Consider the following 19,152-nt stretch of genomic DNA (forward strand, 5'->3'; position numbering starts at 1 on the left):
AGGCGCACTCGTCCCCGGATCATGGGTGGGAGGATGCGCTCGCTGACGAACGGCCGGACACTCGGCCGTATTCGGGTACGGCTCGAACCGCGACCTCGGAGTACGTCCCGAGTCGCGGAGGGGGTGTCGTCAGTGGAAGTAGAGCGCCTGGATCATGATCTCCAGGGTACCGAGCGCCCGACCACCGTCAATCGAATTTCGATCCTCGGTCACGGCATGCGTCCGTCTCGGCGGCGAACCGTTCCTCGTAGGCCGCGGCGAGTTCTCCGAGCGTCGCGGCGCACTCACCTTCGTAGGCAGGGGCGTGCATGGGTGCGAGGGTGCTCGGTTGCAGACTCGCGAGTGCGCGGATGGTCGGACCGAGTGCGGGGGTCAGACAGGTCGCACGCCCCAGGTCCTCCGCCTCCAGAGCGGGCCCGACGATCTCGCTCGTCGTGCGTGCCGGATACCTGCCGAAGGCCGTGAACAGGTCGCCGCACAACAGGGTCGACGTCGTCTCCTCGAACATCACGCCCGCGTCCCACCCGTGCGGAACGTGCGGGGTGTCGATGTGCCGCACCCGACGGCGCCCGGTGTCCAGGACGTCCCCGTCCTGCAACGGATGCGGTGGACGGTCCGCAAGATCGGCGACCTGGACGAAACAGCCCATCGCGCCGTGCGCGACTTCGGCAGCCGGCGCCACCTCGAGCCAAGAATTCATCGAGCCGCACTCGTCGGCCTCGACGTGTCCGAAGGTGATCCACCGCAACCGATCCAGCGGTATCAACCGCGCCACCGCGTCCGACACCGACGGGAACAGCGCGCGATAACCGGTGTGGAACAGCAGTGGTTCGTCACCGTCCACGAGGAACTGGTTCATCGTCAGGTTCGCCGCGTCGAGAAATGTGGACACGCGGTAGACATCCGGAGCGATCTCGGTGATCTCGGTTTCCATCACAGCTCTCCTCGGTCGCACCCCCTTCTTCCGAGCGTGCTCCCGTCTCCGGCCGGACACAAGCCTCCGACCCGGTACTCGTGCGAGGATGCGAGGAACAGCTGTCGACGAGGCCGCAGGAGGCGCTCATGGAGCACACCGAATCGTCGTTCACCGGCGTCGGCGCGATCCCGATCGTGTACGACGTGTGGTCGCCGGAGGCCCCTACCGGCGTGCTGATCCTCAGCCACGGGCTGGGTGAGCACGCACGTCGCTACGACCACGTCGTCGCGCGGCTCACCGATCTCGGCCTCGTCGTGTACTCCCCCGACCACCGCGGTCACGGACGGTCGGGCGGCAAGCGTGTGCGCGCCCAGGAGATGCGCGAGTTCACCGACGACCTGGACAGCCTGATCGATCTGGCGACCCATGCGCATCCCGGCCTGCCGGTCTTCATGCTCGGTCACTCGATGGGCGGTGCGATCGCTCTGGCCTACGCGCTCGATCATCAGGACCGGCTCGACGCGCTCGTGTTGTCGGGGCCGGCGGTGATCGTCACGTCGGGCACGCCGAAACCGGTCGTGGAGATCGGCAAGCTGATCGGGCGTTTCCTGCCGGGTGTGCCGGTGCAGAAGCTCGACAGCAAGGCGGTCTCGCGCGATCCTGCAGTGGTCGCGGCGTACGACGCCGATCCGCTCGTGCACCACGGTCTCGTGCCCGCCGGGCTTGCACGGGTGCTGGTGCTCAACGAGCAGAGCCTCGAACGTCGTCTTCCGGGCCTGACGTTGCCGTTGCTCGTCATGCACGGAACCGCCGATGCTCTCGCCGATCCGGCCGGGGCGCAGCTCATCGCCGATCGTGCGGGTTCGAAGGACCTGACGTTGAAGTTGTACGACGGGCTGTACCACGAGGTGTTCAACGAGCCGGAGAAGGACCGCGTGCTCGACGACCTGACGGCCTGGTTGAAGACACGACTCGACAACTGAGGCTCGACAACCGGGAGGAGGGGTCGTGTCGTCACGCATGCCGGTCGCGTTCGTCGGCCACGGCAGTCCGCTCAACGCGCTCGAATCGAATCGGTACACGCAGGCCTGGGCGGCGTTCGGGCGATCTGTGCCGACGCCCCGCGCGATCCTGGCGATCTCCGCCCACTGGTTCATCAACGCCACCGCGGTGACCGCGATGCGGTCGCCGCGCACGATCCACGACTTCTTCGGGTTCCCGCAGGAGTTGTTCGACGTCGAGTATCCGGCGCCGGGTGCTCCGGAACTGGCGGAGGAGATCGCCGACCTCGTCCACCCGACGTGGGTGGGTGCCGACGTCGACTCGTGGGGTATCGACCACGGCACCTGGTCGGTGCTCACCCACGCCTTCCCGGAGGCGGATGTCCCGGTGGTGCAGCTCAGCCTCAACGCCTGCAAGCCGCTCGACTATCACGTCGAACTCGGAGCCCGTCTCGCCGGACTCCGCGATCGCGGGGTGTTGATCGTCGCGAGCGGCAACGTCGTCCACAACCTCGGCGCGATGGATCCGCGACGCCCGGGCGCGGGGTTCGACTGGGCGCACCGATTCGACGAGGACGCCTTCGCCGTTCTGCGCGACCGTCCCGGTGACGCCGCGGCGCTGGGTGAGCACTCCGATTACCGCCACGCGGTGCCGACCCCCGATCATTTCCTGCCGTTGCTGTACGTCGCGGGTCTGGCCGCCGAGTCCGGGGAGCAACCGGAGACCCTCGTCGACGGTGTCGAGTACGGATCGCTGTCGATGACGTCGTACGCCGTCGGCGGGAACTGTCCGCCGCGCGACGGGGACGGCCACGGCGCCGGACTGCCCGAGAGCCCGGAGCCGCCCGACACCAACCTGTGAGCGCTCAGGCGGCGTCGTCCACTGCGACGATCGCGCGTCGCGCGAACCGGGTGCTGAGCCCGATCAGTTCCATGGCTTCGGGGATCGCGCGGGCCAGGACCGGCCACGCGTGGATCTGCCCGCGCCACAGATGTGTCTCCACGGTGCGTCCCGCCGACGCGAGTCGTTCGGTCATGATCTCCACGTCCGGCCTGGTCAGCTCATATTCGGCGGCGCACATGAACATGGGAGGGAACAGCGCCGGATCGGCGTCGACGGGGTTCGTCTCGCCCTCGATCGCCTCTTCCCCGGCGAACCAGCGCGGACTGATCTTCCCGAGTGCCTTGATGGGCAGGTAGGCGTCCCTCGCCATGTACTTCGGGTCGTGCTTGTCGAGGTCGAGGTTGAGCAGCGGCGAGTACCCGATCACCGCGGCCGGTCGCTGGATGCCGCGACGCGCGGCGAGTTCGGCGACCTTCGCCGCGAGATAACCGCCGGCCGAGTCGCCGCCGACGACGATGCGGGTGGGATCGTCGGCCACCTCGAGCAGAGCGGTGTAGGCGTTCATCGCGTCCTGCACCGAACCTGCGATCGGCACCGCGGGCACCTGCCGGTAGTCCATCGAGTACACCGGGGCGCCGGAATCGAGCGCGAGCTGCACGCACAGCTGACGGTGGGTGGACGGGCCGCAGAAGATGAAGCCGCCGCCGTGGAAGTAGAGGATGGTGGCGTCGTCGAGCGGGTCGTCGACCGGCTTCGGGGAGATGATCCGCTCACCGGGCACTCCGCCGAGTTCGGTCTGCGTGACGTGCACGGCGCGCGGCGTGGGCGTGATCCTGTCGACCACCCACGACAGCCGGCCGAGCACGGCGATGCCGAAGTCGTTGCTCGGCCAGAGACTCAGAATCGGCTTGAAGAGGATCCGGACCACCCACAGGAGGATCAGCGCGACCCTACTGCTGCGGTCGTGCCAGGTCACCGCATCGGTACGCATGTGCACACACTATGTGACCGATACGTCTCGGGCATCGAGAGTTCCGACACCCGGCGGCCCCGGACCTCGAACGCGTCACCCGATCCGCAGCAGCGGCACGAGCAGTTCCTCGTCGGTCAACGCCCCGTGCTGCCCGGGAAGGTTCGACATGACCTGCTCGCCGTCGCTGCGGATCACCGTCGATTCGCCGCGTCCGACGGCCACGATGTCGCCGATCCGTTTGGCCAGCGCCGGATCGGGATCGGATCCGAACAGGCACGCCGCGAACGCGTCGTCGCGGGTGCCGACCCACGCGTGGTCGCCGAGTTCGTTGCGCCAGCGTTCGAGGACCCGGTCGACGTGGTAGGTGTAGATGTGGCGGCACCGCGGTTCCCCGGCGATGACGGTGACGTCCTCACCGAGACCCGGGGTGTGGTCGAAGTCGATGCGGCGACCCCGCGAGGCGTCGACCATGCCGTGATCGGCGGTGACGAGCAGGCGCGTGCCGGTCGGCAGCGCGTCGGCGAGTTGCGCGACGAAACGATCGACCACCGTGAGTTGCGCGAGCCACGCCGCGGACTCCGGTCCGTAGACGTGTCCGAGGGTGTCGACCTCGCCGATGTAGCAGTAGACGAGGCTGCGGTCGCCGGCGCTCACCGCGGCGACGACCTGGGCGAGCAGATCGCCGTAGGCGGAGACCCCGACGAAGTTGCCGCCGCGCAGCACGGCCCGGGTGAGGCCGCTGCCCTCGAAGGCATTCGGCACGACGGTGGTGACGGTCAGGCCCGCCTCGCGGCCGCGTTCGAACACCGTCGGGTGGGGCTGCACGGTCTCGGGTACAAGATCGTCGCGCTGGTCGATCGCGGTTCCGGCGAGGGTCCAGCGGAGCCAGTTGACCGGGGCCTCGATCTCGTCGACGTACGACTGGTAACCGGTGATGCCGTGGAGGCCGGACGGCAGCCCCGTCCCGAGGGAAGCGAGGCTGACGGCGGTGGTCGTCGGGAAGCCGGCACGCATCGGTCTCCCCGGCACCTGCGTCAGGTACGGAGCGGCTTTCGCGTTGCGCTGCAGCAGCTCCCATCCCATCCCGTCGACGAGTAGGACGACGGTGTGATCGACGGGAGTGAGATCGAGTCGGTTGGTCTCACCGGCGACCCCCGCGGACGAGAGCACCGAAGGCATCAGGTCGGCGAGGGTCGGCTCGGCGTAGACGTCGCGCAGTGGCAGGCTCATAACCCGAGTATGAGCCACTCGCCTGCGCCGAGGGTCACTTGATGTCGGAGCCGTGCTTCGTCAGCGGCATGACCTCGATGTTCATGTAGGGGAACAACGGCAGGTTCCACAGGATCTCGTGCAATTCGTCGGCCGACTCGACGTCGAAGATCGAGATGTTGCTGTACTGGCCGACGATCCGCCAGATCTCCCGCCACTTGCCCTGGCGCTGGAGATCCTGGCTGTAGGCCTTCTCCTTCGCGACGGTCTCGGCGCGCACGTCGGGGTCCAGATCGCGGGGGATGTCGACGTCCATCCGAACGTGGAACAGTGCCATGATGTTTCTCCTTCTTCTGTTCTGACGAGAGCGCGAATCAGGAACGCGCGTACTTCTTCACGACGTCCATGTCGAGTTCGACGCCGAGTCCCGGCCCCTCGGGCAGGTGCACCTGGCCCTCGGAGTAGTCGAGCGGCTCCTGCAGCAGTTCGACGGCGAACAACTGCGGACCGAACAGTTCGGTGCCGTAGTCGATCCCCGGTTCGGCGCAGGCGAAGTGGACGGACGCGGCGGTCCCGATGGGGCCTTCGATGGAGGTCGCACCGTGGCACCGCAGGCCGGCCGCCTTCGCGACGGCGACGACCTGCTTGCTGCGCTGCAGTCCGCCGCACTTGGTGGTCTTGAGCGCGACGACGTCGGCGGCGCCGAGCTTGGCCACCTCGTACGCGTCGTGCGGGGTCTGCACGGACTCGTCGGCCATCACCGGCGCCGAGACGCGTCGGTTGATCTCGGCGAGCACGTCGAGTTGATCTGCGGGAGTGGGCTGTTCGATGAGCTCGACTCCACCGTCGACGAGCTGCGGGACGTGGCGCAGCGCGGTGAAACGGTCCCAGCGGGCGTTGACGTCGATGCTGAATCCGACCTCGCCGCCGAACGCCTCGACGATCTTGACGACACGATCGGTGTCGACTGCCGGGTCGAGCGCACCCATCTTGAGCTTGAAGGAGTAGTTCAGGCGCTGCTCACGCTTGTGGGTGACCTCCTCGACGATCTCTTCGAGCGGCGCGGCGCCGAGCGCCCACCGCACGTCGACGCCGGTCCGGAAGGCACCGCCGAGCAGCGACGCGACCGGCACACCCAGCGCGCGTCCCCACGCGTCGTGCATCGCGACGTCGACGGCGGCCTTCGCGAATCGCGCGTTGGCGACGATGCGCTCGATATCGACCATGACGCCACTGATCTCGTCGACTCCGCGTCCGATGATGTAGGGCCCGATGTAGCGATCGACGATCTGCTGCATCGTCTCGACCGATTCGCCGCCCCACCACGGCCCGCCCGGCACGACGCCTTCACCGTAACCAGTGACGCCGCCCTCGGTGGTCACCGCGACGAGCAGGATCGGCTGCGCTTCGGCGGTGGTGGTGGCGAACTTGTGGGGTCGGATCAGCGGTACATCGATGATCGTCGTGGTGACGGAGGCGATCTTCAGATCGGGGTCGGACATCGGAATTGCTCACAATCGGATCGGGGTGTGACGGGGAATACGTCGACCCTGCATTCAGCACGAATGCCGGTACCCCAGTGGGGCACCGGCATTCGTTACGCAGAACCGACTCGCGCGCGGGGGCCGGATCGGGCGGTTTCCGCGGTGCGGATCACGCTTCGGGGTCGAGTACGAAGTTGTAGGTCACTTCGTCGATGCCGTCGGCGTTGGGCTGCGGATCCAGGATGAGCTCGGGCTTGACGGCCGTGGCGACGTCGTCCTCGACCCACTCGCCGCCCTTGAAGTACAGCTGGGTGGTGATGGCGCGCTTGCCGGGAGCCTTCACCATGAGGTGCAGGTGGGCCGGACGCCAGGGGTGTCCGCCGTAGGAGCTGATGAACCAGCCGGTCGGTCCGTCGGCCGGGATCTTGTAGGGAGCCGGCTTGAGCGTGGTGATCTCGAAGTTGCCGTTCTCGTCGACCTCGACGGTGCCGCGCAGGTTCCACTCGGGGATACCGGGGGCGAACTGCGAGTAGAAGCCCTCTTCGTCGGCGTGCCACAGCTCGACGGTGGCGCCATGCAGGCCGTTGCCCTCGAGGTCGGTGACCTGGCCCTTGAAGACCAGCGGCGGCGCGACCTTGTCCTTCTCGCGCATCGGCATCGTGCACTTGGCCGGGAGCTTCGGGCTGTCCGGGACGTAGTAGGGGCCTTCGATGGAGCCCTTGGTGCCGGTGAAGCCCTTGCGGTTGTAGTGCACCTTCTCGATCTCGTGCTCGAGGAAGACGTCCAGCCACAGCGGCCACTCGCCGTATTCACCCACGTCGATGAGCCACTGCTTGAGCACCCGGTACTCGTCGTAGGTCACCTGGTGCTTCTGGATGATGTCGGCGAAAGCCCCGATCACGTCCTGGTAGATCGCCGACGCACGCTCGACCGAGGTGTCGGACGTGACCCGCTCGGACTTGAACTTGTCGGTCGCAGCGTTGCCGGACCCGTGGGCGGTGGGGTTCTCCATGGTGGTCATGGCTCTCCTCGTGGGGACTGAACTATCGGAAGTGTGGGGCCGGTGCGACACAGGGGCTGCGGTGATCACCGGTCAGTACGCTGTGCGTACTTGTGTATCGCAGTGCGTACATCACATACTGTGCGTGGTGTCACACAGCTTGTCAACACCGGATCGGGCAGTATCAACAAGTACGCAGGTAGGAGGCAGGATGCCGAGCATCGACCTAGGTAATGGCCCTAGCAACGATCGAGACTTCATCCAGAGCATCGAACGTGGTTTTGCGGTATTGCACGCCTTCGACGACAAGGACCCGAACCCCAGCCTGGCCGAGCTGGCCGCCAAGACCGACCTGTCGCGACCCGCGGTCCGCCGGATCCTGCTGACCCTGCAGAAACTCGGCTACGTCACCTCGCACGGCACGAGATGGTCGCTCACTCCACGCGTGCTCAGTATCGGCCGGCACTACACCGAATCCCACACTCTCGTGGACTCGGCATTGCCGAAACTCGTCGAGATCGCCGAGCACGCCAACGAATCCGCATCCCTCGGCGTACTCGACGGCACCGAGGTCGTCTACGCCGCACGCGTCCCGGTCCGCCGGATCATGACCATCAACGTCTCCGTCGGCACCCGCGTCCCCGCCTACGCGACGTCGATGGGTCGGGCGCTGCTGGCCTGGTCACCACGCGAAATCGTCGATCGCGTGCTCGAGGAAACCGAGTTCGTACGATTCACGAGCGCGACGATCGACAACCCCGACGACCTGCGTGCCGAACTGGCCCACGTGCGCAACCGCGGCTACGCGATCACCTCCGCCGAACTCGAGGAAGGGCTCATCACGATCGCCGCTCCCGTCTTCGACCCCTCCGGCTATGCCGTGGGAGTGCTCGCGTGCTCGACGTCGACCGGTCGGCACACCCTCGACTCGTTCCGCGATCTCGCTACGAAAAGGGTCGTGAACTGCGCCGAAAGGCTCAGCAGCGAGCTCGGCTACCACCACAACTGACGGCCCTCGATCACCCACGCAGCGTGACCGACGGTGCCACCCCGTACTTGCGCTTGTAGGCCGCCGCGAACCGGCCGGTATGGGTGATACCCCACTTCAGAGCCACATCGGTGACCGACAGTTCCGCCGCATCGCCCACCGCGAGTTCCTCGTGGATGCGCTCGAGGCGCAGGTCGAGCAGATAGTCGCGCGGGCACACCCCGAGATATTCGCGGAACCCCTCCTGCAGGCGCCGCACGCTGACCCCGGCCACCTCGGCCATCTCGGCGGTGGTCCACGCCGAGGCGGGATCCTCGTGCAACCGGTCGAGGACACGCTTGATGATGCGCGGGCGCGCCCCGCCGGTCGGATCCGCGTCCTCCGGCATGACCGCGAGGATGAACGAGGTCGTCAGAGCACCCGACAACTGCTCCGAGACAAGCGGATTCCGCCAGAGCGATTCGTCCGTTTTGAGCTGTTCCACGACCGAGCGCAACAGCGTCATCCAGCTCTGGCCCGCCTGCGTCGTCAGATCCACCCGATTCGGGAGCTGCAGGTCGGGACGGGCGAGGATGCGCGACATCTCGCGCTGTAGATAGTTGCGTTCGAGCTTGATCCCGACGATCTCGCAGTCGTTCGTCCACTTCTGTTCCGGAGCTGCGGTGTCGGGACGGAAGACGGCGGCGTGCCCGACCTCCGACACCAACCCGTTGCCGGCGGCGATCCGACCGGCGATCGGAATGTTCACCGCGTACGCCCCGGGATGTTCGCTGCGGATCGACACCGCCGCTCCCCAGCCGATGCGCGTGAGACGGATCGGCCCGAGCGGCAGTGTGCGGAGCCGGAGCGAGGGCGCGACGTCGTCGAGCGGCGTCAGTTCGTGCTCGAAATAGGCATTCGAGACAGCCTCTTCCACCCCTTCCCAATCGACCGGCCCCGAAGTCGGCTCCATTGCCATCGGCCCCTCACCTTCGTTTCCAGCTCGTCGTCGGCGCTCCGACCTGCGCATCCGTGTGGTTCGAGCACGTGCGATCCAGTGTGATGCGGAACACGGCCCCAGGCAAACAGGGCCCTTCGGCCCACTCACCGCGCTAGGTGGATAGTGACCGCGCTCACTGGATCGCACAAGTTCCACGACGTCCATATGGTCTGTGTCACATCGAATCGAAGTCCACCACAACCCGCACCGGACAGGAGGACGCAGACATGGATCAGCGCACACTCCGCAATATCTTCGGACAGTTCGCCAGCGGCGTCACCGTCATCACCTGCGCGAACAGCGACGGAGAGCCCCACGGCGCGACCGTCACCGCCTTCACCGCCGTCTCGCTCGAGCCCCGCCTGTGCCAGGTCACCCTGACCCGCACCTCCAAGGCCTGCCGGTTCCTGTCCGACGCGCCGTTCGCGGTCAACATCCTCGCCGCAAACCAGCTCGACACTGCACTGCACTTCGCAGGACGCCCCCAGTCGCCCGAGCCGGTCTGGGAGCAGGGCCCCACCGCCCCGATCCTCGCCGGCACCGCCGCGACACTGTCGTGCACGCCCTGGCGCGAATACGACGGCGGCGACCACATCATCTACATCGGCGAGATCGTCGACGCCACCTTCGACGAGACGGTCGACCCGCTCCTGTTCTACCGCAGCACTTTCCATGATCTCGGCGCCCCGAGCACGTCCACCGCGTGGAACGGCTCGCTCGACGATCCGCACAGCGGATGGTTCGACTCGCAGACCCGCTTCGTGCCGTTCCACCTCGCCGCAGCCCACGCCTGAACATCTTCCACTCCCCCGGACAAGGAGAAATCCCATGACCACCACCGAACCCCGGCCCTCGGAGACCCTCGATCGTTCCAAGGTGAACGTCGCCGCGGACTCCCCGGCCAACCAGCAGAAGAACTTCGCCTCCCGCCCCATGACCGGCGACGAGTACATCGCCTCCATCGACGACGGTCGCGAGATCTACCTGCACGGTGAGCGAGTCAAGGACTTCACCAACCATCCGGCCTTCCGCAACTCGATCCGGATGACGGCGCGCCTCTACGACGCCCTCCACACCGGTGAGCACGTCAACACCCTCACCACCCCCACCGACACCGGCAACGGCGGCGTGACCATGCCGTTCTTCCGCACCCCGAAGTCCGCCGACGACCTGCGGGCCGACCGCGACGCCATCGCCACCTGGGCACGGCTGACCTACGGCTGGATGGGCCGCAGCCCCGACTACAAGGCGTCCTTCCTCGGCACGCTCGGCGCGAACGACGAGTTCTACTCGCCCTTCCAGGACAACGCGAAGCGCTGGTACCGCGAGTCGCAGGAGAAGGTCCTGTACTGGAACCACGCGATCATCAATCCGCCGGTCGACCGTCAGCTACCGCCGGACCAGGTCGGCGACGTGTTCATGAAGGTCGAGAAGGAGACCGACGCCGGCCTCATCGTCTCCGGCGCCAAGGTCGTCGCGACCGGCTCGGCCATCACGAACTACAACTTCATCGCTCACTACGGTCTGCCGATCAAGAAGAAGGAATTCGCGCTGATCTGCACGGTGCCGATGGACGCACCCGGCATCAAGCTCATCTCGCGCGCCTCCTACTCTCAGAACGCGAACATCGTCGGCTCCCCGTTCGACTACCCGATCTCCTCGCGGATGGACGAGAACGACGCGATCTTCATCTTCGACAAGGTGCTCGTGCCCTGGGAGAACGTCTTCATGTACGGGGACGTCGAGAAGATCAACAACTTCCTCGGCGGCTCCGGCTTCCTCCAGCGCTTCACGCTGCAGGGCTGCACGCGACTCGCGGTCAAGCTCGACTTCATCGCCGGTCTCCTCATGAAGGCTCTCGACGCCACCGGCGCCGGCGGATTCCGCGGCGTGCAGACCCGTGTCGGTGAGGTCATCGGCTGGCGCAACCTGTTCTGGTCGCTCACCGACTCCATGGTGAACAACCCGGAGCCGTGGATCGACGGCACCGTAATCCCCAAGCTCGAATACGGCCTCACCTACCGCATGTTCGCGATGCAGGGCTACCCGCGCATCAAGGAGATCATCGAGCAGGACGTCGCCTCGGGCCTGATCTACCTGCCCTCGTCCGCCGCCGACTTCAAGAACCCGGACGTGCGTCCTTACCTCGACAAGTATGTCCGCGGCTCCGACGGCATCCAGGCGGTCGACCGCGTGAAGGTCATGAAGGCACTGTGGGATTCGATCGGCTCCGAGTTCGGTGGCCGCCACGAACTGTACGAACGGAACTATGCCGGCAACCACGAGAACGTCAAGGCCGAGCTGCTGTTCGCCGCCGAGAGCCGCGGTGACGTCGCCTCCATGAAGGGCTTCGCGGAGCAGTTCATGAGTGAGTACGACCTCGACGGCTGGACCGTGCCCGACCTGATCGGCAACTCCGACGTCAGCGCGTTCTACAGGTAACCGACTCCCGCGCGCGGGCGGATGATCTCCGTTCTCCTGCCCGTCCGCGCGCGGCCCCCAACATCCACCCACCGCGAAGGAGCGTCCGAGATGACCACGACCGCTTCGACCTCCGTGTCCCATCCCCCTGCACCGGAATTCGACGCGGTAGTCCTCGGACGCTCCTTCGCCTCCCAGCGGGTCTCGGCCCGGTTGCGCGACGAACTACGGCTGGCGGTCCACGAGATCGGCACCGCGAGCGCCGTCCGCTACGACGACATCGACCATCGGTGGGAGATCCTCATCTGCGGCACCGTCGTCGGCCGAGCGAAGTTCGTCGTAGACGGGCACGGCGGCCTCACACTGCAGGGCCGAGGCGGCGCCGCGCTCGAGCGCGATGCCCTGACGGTGCACGGCTTCCCGAATCTGTTCCGCCCCATCGTCAGTACGCGCACGGACTCCGTCGGGTACACGGTGTCCTGCATCGAATACATGCGCAGCAACGGTCTGGACTACGTCGAGCGGCGGCTGCGGACGCCGGTCGCGGACGACGACTACCCTGAGCTTTCGTTCGATCGGCCCACACCCATCCTCTGGTTCGGCTGAGCCGTCCGAGAGGACGCACGAGCGGGTGACGACCACGAGGTCGTCACCCGCATACGTGTGCGTCCGAATCCGCATGCGTTCAGCCCCGCAGGACTTCCGTAGGGGTGACGCCGTACCGCTTCCTGAAGGCGGCGGCGAAACGCCCCGGATGGCCGAAACCCCACCGGAAAGCCACATCTGCCACGGTGATTCCCCCGGCAGTAAGATCCGCGTGGGCGCGATCGAGCCGGATGTCGCGCAGACACGCGGACGGACTGCTGCCCACGTACTCGGAGAACGCCTCCTGCAACCTGCGCACACTGGTTCCGGCGATCTCCGCCATGTCGGCTGCCGTCCAGACACGACCCGGATCCTCCTGCAGAGCATTCAACACCCGCCGGACCATGCCCGGGCGGGGTGCCGGTGACATTTCGTCGGCCGGCGCGACCGCCAGAACGAAGGCCGTGGTGACCGCACCGCCGAGCTGGGCCGACACGAGAGGATTCGTGAGCACCCAGGTCGGCCCGGCGAGCTGCTCGCTCAGCGCTGCCACGAGACGGTGCCATTCCTGCGCTGACCCCCGCAGATCGAGGCGGTCGGGAAGTTCGAGGCGCGACCGCAACGGACCACCGAGAATGCGGTCCGCTTCGCGTTCGAGATGTTCTCGATCGAACTTGATTCCGAGGACCGAACATTCGGCGTCCCACCGTGTGATGAGCGACGGGGTGTCCGCGCGGAAGACTGTCGCCGAGCCAGGTTCGGAGACGACGGTGCCCGAGCGCCCCCGCGATTCGAGCCGCCCGCTCAGCGGTATGTTCACCTCGTAGGCGCCCGGATACTCGCATTCGATCGCGACGTCCGCTCCCCAGCCCATCCGACCGATCGTGACACCCCCGAGATCGGCCGAGACCAATTCGAGCTCAGGACGATCCACCTTTCCGAGGTCCGTCAATCGGTGCGGGAAGTACACGTCCGCCACGACGCGCGAGGCGTCGTCCCAGTCCTCGATCTCGGGCACACTCACGCCTTCGAGACTAACCGCTTCCGAGACCTGGATCACATAGTCGCGTGATTCGTCCAGGGACCGCGCAATGTGCATCGACCGGCCCGTCGGCCGACTCGTATGGTCCTGGCCACGTCAACAACGGCCCGGCCGTCGCCGGACGGCTCCCGACCCGGAGGTACACCGATGACCAGCACCCTTTCGTGGCTCGACGAGATCACCATGGAAGAACTCGAGCGCAATCCGTACCCGGTCTACGAGCGCTTGCGCGCCGAAGCTCCGGTCGCCTTCGTGCCCGTCCTCGGCGCCTACGTAGCGTCCACGACCGAAGCGTGCCGTGCGGTCGCGGCCGGCGACGACTTCGACGGCATCATCACCCCCGCCGGTGGCCGCACCTTCGGTCATCCCGCGATCATCGGCGTCAACGACGACATCCACCGCGACCTGCGGTCGATGGTCGAACCCGCCCTCCAGCCCGCCGAGGTGGACCGCTGGATCGAGGATCTCGTCCGCCCGATCGCACGACGCTATGTCGAGGCGTTCGAGTCCGACGGCAGGGCCGATCTCGTCGCCCAGTTCTGCGAGCCGGTGAGTGTGCGGTCGCTCGGAGATCTCCTCGGACTGAAGGACGTCAGTTCGGACAAACTGCGCGAATGGTTCCACAAACTGTCGGATTCGTTCACCAACGCAGCGATGGACGAGGACGGAAACTTTCTGAACCAGGAACGTTTCGACGAGGGCGACCGCGCCAAGGAGGAGATCCGTTCCGTCGTCGACCCGCTGATCGACCACTGGATCGAGCATCCCGACGACAGCGCCATCTCGCACTGGCTGCACGACGGGATGCCCGAAGGACAGACGCGGGACCGCGACTACATCTACCCGACGCTGTACGTCTTCCTCCTCGGCGCCATGCAGGAACCGGGACACGCCATGAGTTCCACCCTGGCAGGCCTGTTCACCCGCCCCGAACAGTTCGAAGCCGTGGTGGACGAACCGGGACTCATCCCCCGCGCGATCGCCGAAGGGATGCGCTGGACCGCCCCGATCTGGTCCGGCACCGCACGTATCGCCAAGCGCGACACCGTCGTATCAGGAATCGAGATCAGTGAAGGGTCGGTGGTCATGCTGTCCTACGGGTCGGCGAACCACGACATCGACGTGTTCGACGCCCCCAGCCGCTACGACCTGACCCGCCCGCCGCTCCCCCACCTCGCCTTCGGTGCCGGCAAGCATGCCTGCGCGGGAATCTACTTCGCGAACAACGTGAGCCGCATCGGTCTCGAAGAACTGCTCGAGACCATCCCCAATCTCGAGCGGGACACTTCCGAGGACGTCGAATTCTGGGGTTGGGGTTTCCGCGGCCCGAAGACCCTGCACGCCCGGTGGGAGATCTGACCATGCCGTACACACTGACCGCGGGCACCGGCGTCGTTCCCTGCGAACCCGGTCGGACGGTGCTGGAAGCGTTCCTGCGCAACGGCAACTGGATGCCCAACTCCTGCAACCAGGGAACCTGCGGCACCTGCAAGATCAAGGTCCTCGACGGCGAACTCGATCATCGGAACTCGCCGGAGGAGACGCTCACCGCCGACGAACTCGCGGCCGGATTCGTCCTCGCGTGCCAGGCCACCCCGCGCGGCGACGTCGCCTTCGAGACCCCCGCAACGGAGGAACCCGCCAGCACGCACGTGCTGCGCGACGTCGTCGTCACCGTCGCCGAGGTACGCGACATCGCCGCCGACACACGCAAGGTGTTGCTCACCGCCGACGAACCGCTCGAGTTCTCGGCCGGGCAGTACGTGGAGGTGACAGTTCCCGGGACCGAGATCCGACGGCAGTACTCACTCGCGAATCCGCCCTCCGAGGCCAAAGAGCTCGAACTGCACATCCGCCGGCAACCCGGTGGAGTCGCGAGCGAATGGGTCTTCGAGCGCATCGACGTGGGTGAACGCGTGACCGTCACCGGCCCGTACGGCGACTTCACCTTCGATCTGGAGGGCACCGGCCCGATCGTCCTGCTCGGCGGTGGGACGGGCCTCGCCCCGCTCGAGGCCATCGTCCGGCAGGCGCTCTCCCTCGTCCCCGACCGGCAGATCCTGCTCTACCACGGGGTCCGTACCTGCGCGGACCTGTACGAAGTCGAGTTTCTCCGCGAACTGGAGACCCGTCATCACGGTTTCCGCTACATCACCTGCGTGAGCAGGGAGAGCGGCGGAGACCGCGACGGATACGTCACCGACGCCTTCCTCGAGGACGTCGCGTCCGCGAAGGAGTTCACCGGTTACATCTGCGGATCGGACGCGTTCGTCGAGGCATCAGTGAAGGCGTTCAAGCGTCGCCGCATGTCGCCGCGACGCATCCGGCGCGAACGGTTCACCCCGGCCGGCTGAATACCCTCATCCCCGTACCGCTCGTACGCACGCGCTGCTCCGGCACCGCGATGCGCACGAGCGGTACGGCCGTGTCGAGGGGTCTTTCCGCCTCCGGTCGCTCGAGGGCCTTTCGACCCCCCACCCAGGGGTCCTAGTGCAGCGTGGGAAAAGTAGTTTTGCGGTCGGGTTTGAGATACTGCGGCATGCGAGTTGCTCCTTTGGTGTTGCATGACGGGGATCGAGACGAGCTGGCTGCGTTGGTCCGCTCCAAGACCGTCCGTGCGGACGTGGCACGGCGAGCACGGATGATGCTGCTTGCGGCCGACGGCGAGTCCAACACGCAGATCGCGCACACGGTCGGGGTGTCGCGGCCGACGGTGACTCTGTGGCGCAGTCGGTACGAGCAGGCGGGGATCGCCGGCCTGGTCGACGAGCACCGCTCGGGTCGGCCCCGCAGTGTTGATCACGCGAAGGTCGTCGCCGCGACGCTCGCGCCGCCGCCGAAGAAGTACGGGGTCACGCATTGGAGCAGTCGATTGCTCGGGAAGCATCTCGGTATCGACAACACCACGGTGGCCGCGGCGTGGCGTGAGTACGGTGTCAAGCCTTGGCGCAGTGAAACATTCAAGTTCTCTACCGACCCGGAACTGGTCGCCAAGGTCACCGACGTCGTCGGTTTGTATCTCGCCCCGCCGGAGAACGCGATCGTGTTGTGTGTCGATGAGAAGTCGCAGATCCAGGCGCTGGACCGGACCGCGCCGATGCTGCCGATGCGGATCGGTTCGGTCGAGAAACGCACCCACGACTACGTTCGGCACGGCACCTCGACGTTGTTCGCAGCTCTCGACATCGCTACCGGCAAGGTCACCGGACTGTGTCGACCCCGGCATCGTCATCAAGAGTTCCTCACCTTTCTTCGGCATCTCGACCGGGCATATCCGGAACAAGATCTGCATTTGGTGATGGACAACTACGCCACCCACAAGAAGGCCGAAATCCGAGCCTGGCTGGCCGAACATCCTCGATTCCATGTGCATTTCACCCCGACCTCCGCGTCGTGGATGAACCTGGTCGAGGTGTGGTTCGGCATCATCGAACGGCAAGCTATTCATCGCGGCACCTTCGGCAGTGTCAAGGAACTCAACGCCAAGATCCGTGCGTTCATCACCGGCTGGAACACCCGATGCGCTCCGTTCGTGTGGACCAAGACAGCCGACCAGATCCTGGCCAAGGCTGATCGGCAAGACACTTCAACCACGGACCACTAGGTATCCCTAGGTATTTGCCTGGTGTGACCGTAGCCACAGGCTGTCATCGTGGAGATATCGCCGGACACATCGCGTCGAGCCGGACCGGAGAAAGACCCCGGTCACCACGAATCTTCAGTACAGGCTCGGCCGCGTCGGACACGCCCTGTCCGTCCCGGGAACGAAGCCGATACCTGGAGGATCCCATGACCGACATCGTGGAGCACGTGCGCACTCGCCTCGACGGCGCACTCGTCGAAGACCCGAGCACCGGGCGGTACCAGATCCGCCGTGACGTCTTCACCGACGAGGAGATCTTCGAACTCGAGATGAAGCACATCTTCGAGGGCAACTGGGTGTACCTCGCCCACGAGAGCCAGGTCCCGAACGTCGGTGATTACTTCACCACGTACATCGGCCGCCAGCCCGTCGTCATCAGCCGCGACAAGGAAGGCGAGCTGCACTGCCTGATCAACGCGTGCAGCCACCGCGGTGCGATGCTGTGCCGTCGCAAGACCGACAACCGCACCACCTTCACGTGCCCCTTCCACGGCTGGACGTTCCGCAACAACGGAAAGCTGCTGAAGGTCAAGGATCCCCGCGACGCCGGCTATCCCGAGCAGTTCAACACCGACGGCAGCCACGACCTGCGGAAGGTCGCTCGTTTCGAGAGCTACCGCGGTTTCCTGTTCGGCAGCCTGAATCCCGATGTCAAGTCGCTCGAGGACCACCTCGGTGACACCACGAAGATGATCGACATGCTCGTCGACCAGTCCCCCGAGGGCCTCGAGGTGCTGCGCGGTTCGTCCACCTATACCTACGACGGCAACTGGAAGCTGCAGGCCGAGAACGGCGCCGACGGTTACCACGTCTCGGCCACCCACTGGAACTATGCCGCGACCACCGCGCGCCGCACTGCCGGTGAGTCCAGCAACGAGACCAAGGCGATGGACGCCGGCACCTGGGGCAAGCAGGGCGGCGGCTACTACTCGTTCGACCACGGCCACCTGCTGCTGTGGATGTGGTGGGGCAACCCCGAGGACCGTCCGCTGTACCCGCGCAAGGACGAACTCGCGAAGGAGTTCGGCGAGAAGAAGGCCGAGTTCATGGTCGGCGCGTCGCGCAACCTGTGCCTGTACCCGAACGTGTACATCATGGACCAGTTCTCCTCGCAGATTCGGCACTTCCGCCCGATCTCCGTGGACAAGACCGAGGTGACGATCTACTGCATCGCACCGAAGGGTGAGAGCGCCGAGTCCCGCGCCAACCGGATCCGTCAGTACGAGGACTTCTTCAACGCGACCGGCATGGCCACCCCGGATGATCTCGAGGAGTTCCGCTCCTGCCAGAAGACCTACCTCGCATCGGCTGCGCCCTGGAACGACATGAGCCGCGGTGCAACCCACATCCTCAACGGACCCGACGAGGTCGCTCAGGATCTCGGCATGACGAAGGTGCTGTCGAGCGGTGTGAAGACCGAGGACGAAGGCCTGTACCCGATCCAGCACGGCTACTGGCTCGAAGCGATGCGCGAGGCCATCGCCGCCGAGAGTTCCGCCGCCGACCCGTCCGCGCTCTGAGAGGAACCGGAATCATGACTGCCGTACACGAATTCACGCAGACCGACATCGAACAGTTCCTCTACCGTGAGGCCCGACTGCTCGACGACCGCGAGTTCGAGCAGTGGCTCGAGTGCTACCACCCCGATGCCGAGTACTGGATGCCGGCCTGGGACGACGACGGTGCTCTCACCGAGAACCCGCAGACCGAGATCTCGCTGATCTACTACCCGAATCGCGGCGGCCTCGAGGACCGGGTGTTCCGCATTCGCACCGACCGTTCGTCGGCGACCTCGCTGCCCGAACCCCGCACGGGACACAACATCACCAACGTCGAGATCCTCGAGCGTCGCGGCACCGAAATCGATCTGCGGCACAACTGGTTCTCGTTGTACTTCCGCTACAACACCACCGACACCTACTTCGGGACCACCTTCCTCACCCTCGATGTCTCGGGCGCACAGCCGGTGATCAAGAAGAAGAAGATCGTCCTGAAGAACGACTACATCCACCACATCGTCGACGTCTACGTCGTCTAGTTCCACCCCGATCACGAAAGGAGGCACGT

At 66.0% G+C, this 19,152-nt stretch carries 19 protein-coding genes; 11 read left to right on the plus strand and 8 right to left on the minus strand.

The window, feature by feature from the left end:
- Window positions 1-187: 187 nt before the first annotated feature.
- Window positions 188-934, minus strand: coding sequence for a hypothetical protein (locus RBB84_RS18215; protein ID WP_064256446.1), 747 nt, complete (start codon window positions 932-934; stop codon window positions 188-190).
- A gap of 128 nt (window positions 935-1,062) precedes the next feature.
- Between RBB84_RS18215 and RBB84_RS18220 the strand changes: the two genes are divergently transcribed.
- Together RBB84_RS18220 and ygiD are read left to right on the plus strand one after the other, a co-directional pair.
- The gene (locus tag RBB84_RS18220) at window positions 1,063-1,899 is read left to right on the plus strand and encodes an alpha/beta hydrolase (RefSeq protein WP_060652640.1); all 837 of its coding nucleotides are present in this window, start codon (window positions 1,063-1,065) and stop codon (window positions 1,897-1,899) included.
- A gap of 37 nt (window positions 1,900-1,936) precedes the next feature.
- Window positions 1,937-2,779 carry a 4,5-DOPA dioxygenase extradiol gene (gene ygiD, locus RBB84_RS18225; protein WP_064256445.1) on the plus strand — a complete coding sequence of 281 codons (843 nt, stop codon included), beginning with the start codon at window positions 1,937-1,939 and terminating at the stop codon, window positions 2,777-2,779.
- A 4-nt stretch (window positions 2,780-2,783) separates the two neighbouring features.
- Here ygiD and RBB84_RS18230 read toward each other — a convergent pair whose 3' ends face one another.
- The 5 genes from RBB84_RS18230 to catA form a co-directional block, all read right to left on the minus strand.
- Complete coding sequence (locus tag RBB84_RS18230) at window positions 2,784-3,752, minus strand: alpha/beta hydrolase fold domain-containing protein (RefSeq protein ID WP_006553169.1); 969 nt, start codon at window positions 3,750-3,752, stop codon at window positions 2,784-2,786.
- A gap of 75 nt (window positions 3,753-3,827) precedes the next feature.
- Complete coding sequence (locus RBB84_RS18235) at window positions 3,828-4,964, minus strand: nucleotide pyrophosphatase/phosphodiesterase family protein (RefSeq protein WP_064256444.1); 1,137 nt, start codon at window positions 4,962-4,964, stop codon at window positions 3,828-3,830.
- Window positions 4,965-4,998: 34 nt separating this feature from the next.
- Window positions 4,999-5,280 carry a muconolactone Delta-isomerase gene (gene catC / locus RBB84_RS18240; protein WP_006553167.1) on the minus strand — a complete coding sequence of 94 codons (282 nt, stop codon included), beginning with the start codon at window positions 5,278-5,280 and terminating at the stop codon, window positions 4,999-5,001.
- Between the two features lie 37 nt (window positions 5,281-5,317).
- A complete protein-coding gene (locus RBB84_RS18245) occupies window positions 5,318-6,445 on the minus strand; it encodes a muconate/chloromuconate family cycloisomerase (RefSeq protein WP_006553166.1) in 1,128 nt (375 codons plus the stop codon).
- A 151-nt stretch (window positions 6,446-6,596) separates the two neighbouring features.
- On the minus strand, window positions 6,597-7,448 hold the full coding sequence (gene catA / locus RBB84_RS18250) for a catechol 1,2-dioxygenase (RefSeq protein ID WP_006553165.1): 852 nt from the start codon (window positions 7,446-7,448) through the stop codon (window positions 6,597-6,599).
- A 190-nt stretch (window positions 7,449-7,638) separates the two neighbouring features.
- Here catA and RBB84_RS18255 point away from each other — a divergent pair, with 190 nt between their 5' ends.
- Window positions 7,639-8,436 (plus strand): IclR family transcriptional regulator C-terminal domain-containing protein, encoded by a 798-nt coding sequence (locus tag RBB84_RS18255; protein ID WP_024102357.1) that lies wholly within the window; start codon window positions 7,639-7,641, stop codon window positions 8,434-8,436.
- A 10-nt stretch (window positions 8,437-8,446) separates the two neighbouring features.
- Here RBB84_RS18255 and RBB84_RS18260 read toward each other — a convergent pair whose 3' ends face one another.
- Window positions 8,447-9,367 (minus strand): AraC family transcriptional regulator, encoded by a 921-nt coding sequence (locus RBB84_RS18260; RefSeq protein WP_064256443.1) that lies wholly within the window; start codon window positions 9,365-9,367, stop codon window positions 8,447-8,449.
- 254 nt (window positions 9,368-9,621) lie between these two features.
- On the opposite strand from RBB84_RS18260, the gene RBB84_RS18265 reads away from it, so the two are divergent.
- From RBB84_RS18265 to RBB84_RS18275, 3 genes are all read left to right on the plus strand, one after another.
- Window positions 9,622-10,188 (plus strand): flavin reductase family protein, encoded by a 567-nt coding sequence (locus tag RBB84_RS18265; protein ID WP_019288825.1) that lies wholly within the window; start codon window positions 9,622-9,624, stop codon window positions 10,186-10,188.
- Window positions 10,189-10,222: 34 nt separating this feature from the next.
- A complete protein-coding gene (locus tag RBB84_RS18270; RefSeq protein ID WP_064256442.1) occupies window positions 10,223-11,836 on the plus strand; it encodes a 4-hydroxyphenylacetate 3-hydroxylase N-terminal domain-containing protein in 1,614 nt (537 codons plus the stop codon).
- A 90-nt stretch (window positions 11,837-11,926) separates the two neighbouring features.
- The gene (locus tag RBB84_RS18275) at window positions 11,927-12,421 is read left to right on the plus strand and encodes a hypothetical protein (protein ID WP_064256509.1); all 495 of its coding nucleotides are present in this window, start codon (window positions 11,927-11,929) and stop codon (window positions 12,419-12,421) included.
- Window positions 12,422-12,500: 79 nt separating this feature from the next.
- On the opposite strand, the gene RBB84_RS18280 is transcribed toward RBB84_RS18275, so the two are convergent.
- Complete coding sequence (locus RBB84_RS18280) at window positions 12,501-13,424, minus strand: AraC family transcriptional regulator (RefSeq protein ID WP_156666101.1); 924 nt, start codon at window positions 13,422-13,424, stop codon at window positions 12,501-12,503.
- A 165-nt stretch (window positions 13,425-13,589) separates the two neighbouring features.
- On the opposite strand from RBB84_RS18280, the gene RBB84_RS18285 reads away from it, so the two are divergent.
- From RBB84_RS18285 to benB, 5 genes are all read left to right on the plus strand, one after another.
- A complete protein-coding gene (locus RBB84_RS18285) occupies window positions 13,590-14,801 on the plus strand; it encodes a cytochrome P450 (RefSeq protein ID WP_024102362.1) in 1,212 nt (403 codons plus the stop codon).
- A 2-nt stretch (window positions 14,802-14,803) separates the two neighbouring features.
- Entirely contained in the window at window positions 14,804-15,796 is a 993-nt protein-coding gene (locus RBB84_RS18290; RefSeq protein WP_197481849.1) for a 2Fe-2S iron-sulfur cluster-binding protein, read from the plus strand.
- Between the two features lie 185 nt (window positions 15,797-15,981).
- Window positions 15,982-17,046 (plus strand): IS630 family transposase, encoded by a 1,065-nt coding sequence (locus RBB84_RS18295; protein ID WP_350246376.1) that lies wholly within the window; start codon window positions 15,982-15,984, stop codon window positions 17,044-17,046.
- 185 nt (window positions 17,047-17,231) lie between these two features.
- Window positions 17,232-18,605: a benzoate 1,2-dioxygenase large subunit gene (benA, locus tag RBB84_RS18300; RefSeq protein WP_006553156.1), complete on the plus strand. Its 1,374-nt coding sequence runs from the start codon at window positions 17,232-17,234 to the stop codon at window positions 18,603-18,605.
- A gap of 14 nt (window positions 18,606-18,619) precedes the next feature.
- Window positions 18,620-19,123: a benzoate 1,2-dioxygenase small subunit gene (gene benB / locus RBB84_RS18305; RefSeq protein WP_006553155.1), complete on the plus strand. Its 504-nt coding sequence runs from the start codon at window positions 18,620-18,622 to the stop codon at window positions 19,121-19,123.
- The last annotated feature ends 29 nt before the right edge of the window (window positions 19,124-19,152 follow it).

The organism is Rhodococcus sp. D-6 (assembly GCF_040256695.1).
Classification (GTDB): Bacteria; Actinomycetota; Actinomycetes; order Mycobacteriales; family Mycobacteriaceae; genus Rhodococcus; species Rhodococcus pyridinivorans.